Source organism: Polaromonas sp. (assembly GCF_036676035.1).
Taxonomy (GTDB): Bacteria; Pseudomonadota; Gammaproteobacteria; order Burkholderiales; family Burkholderiaceae_C; genus Polaromonas.
Genome location: NZ_JAKFDR010000063.1, coordinates 1 through 1,838 on the forward strand (window position 1 = coordinate 1; position 1,838 = coordinate 1,838).

At 65.9% G+C, this 1,838-nt stretch carries 2 protein-coding genes; both read right to left on the minus strand.

Features of this window, described 5'->3' with window-relative positions:
* Window positions 1-896 (minus strand): efflux RND transporter permease subunit (locus V6M61_RS10545; protein WP_332776528.1); only part of this gene is annotated, 896 nt, incomplete at its 3' end.
* The coding region (locus tag V6M61_RS10550; RefSeq protein WP_332776529.1) for an efflux RND transporter periplasmic adaptor subunit at window positions 893-1,838 on the minus strand (946 nt) is incomplete at its 5' end. The genes V6M61_RS10550 and V6M61_RS10545, both read right to left, overlap by 4 nt.

Consider the following 1,838-nt stretch of genomic DNA (forward strand, 5'->3'; position numbering starts at 1 on the left):
AGGCCGTTCCAACCTTCGCGCATGACGATGCCCAGCAACAAGGCCGGTTCACCGCCATTGCGGATCAGGAAGGTCGCCGGGTCTTCATAGCCGCGCTTGACCGTGGCGACATCCGACAGTTTCAGCGTACGGCCTTGCGCCACCACCGGCGTGTCGCGGATCTTCTGCAGCTCATCGAAGGCACCGTCCAGGCGCAGGAACACCTGCGGCCCCTTGGTTTCCACGGAGCCCGCCGGCGTCAGGACGTTCTGCCCATTGAGCGCGGCGAACACCTCCTGCGGGCCGATACCCAGGGTGGCCAGGCGCTCGTGGGAGAACTCGACAAAGATACGCTCGGCCTGCTCGCCGATGATGTTGACCTTCTTCACCCCCGGCACATGCAACAGTCGCTGGCGCAGCGTATCCGCGTCGCGCACCAGCAAACGCTGTGGCTCACCCTTGGCCTTGAGCGCAAACAGGGCAAAGGTCACATCCGAGTATTCGTCGTTGACCATCGGGCCGATCACGCCGGCCGGCAGCGTCTTCGCCTCGTCGCTGATCTTCTTGCGCGCTTGATAAAACTCCTCCGGCACCTGCGCAGGCGGCGTGGTATCGAGCAGGCTCAACGTCGTGAAGGCCAGCCCGGGCCTGGTGTAGGTCTCGCTACGGTCGTACCAGCGCAGTTCCTGCAGGCGTTTTTCGATCTTCTCGGCGACCTGGTCCTGCATCTCCTGGGGCGTGGCACCAGGCCAGGCGGTCACGATGGTCATCACCTTGAGCGTGAAGGCCGGATCTTCCGCCCGGCCCAGCTTGAAGAAGGCGACGAGCCCCGCCAGCGTGATCAGGCAAACCATAAACAGGGTGATGGAGCGCTCGCGTACGGCGAGCGCCGACAGGTTGAAAGGGCTCTCGCTCATGGGCGGACTCCCTCGACTGCCGCGACTGCAGGTTGGCCAGCCACCCGCACCTGCTGACCTTCGCGCAGCAGGTGCACGCCGAGCGCAGCGATCTGCTCACCTTGCTTGAGCGTGCCGGTGATAAGCGCGTGTTCGTCATTCAGGTGCTGCACCACAACCGGTTGCCAGGACACCTGCGCCGGGTCACCTTGAATGACCCAGACCCCCGGCCCCTTGCCCGCGTCGTACAGGGCGCCGATCGGCACTTGCAGGCCGTTTGACCCATGCGCCTGCCCATTGGCTATCTGCAAGGTGATGGTGGTGCCCAGCGGTGCGCTGGCCAGTTCGCCTTCCAGCACATAGCGTGCTTCGAAGGTGCGGGTCCGGCTATCCGCGACATCTGAGAGCTGCCGCAGTTTGGCCGGGACGGCCACGACGCCATTACCGAAGAGCATGGCCTGGGCGGCAGAACCAATCGCCGGGCGCAGGGTTTCCGGCAACTGGACAACGGCTTCCCGTGGCCCGGCATGCGCCAGCCGCACCACGGGCTGCCCGGCACTGACGACCTGGCCAGGCTCGACCAGCGTTTCCATGACGATGCCATCGGCATCGGCCAACAACTCGGCATAGCGCGTCGCATTGCGGGCGACCTCGGCCTGGGCCTCGGTCGCGCTGAGTTGGGCCCTGGCCGTATCCGCCGCCGCTTTGTACTGATCGTAGGCAGAGGCCGATACCGCGCCGGTGCCGCGCAAGGCGCGATAGCGGGCTTCGTCATCACTGGCCTGCTGCGCCCGCGCTCGCGCGGCGGCGACCGCTTCGCGCTGCGCATGGGCGGCGAGCTTCAGGTCGACGGGGTCGAGGCGCAGCAGTACCTGGCCGCGCTTGACCGTTTGTCCGGTATCCACGTGCCGCTGCAAAACCTTACCTGACACCCGAAAGCCCAGGTCGCTCTGAACCCGGGCC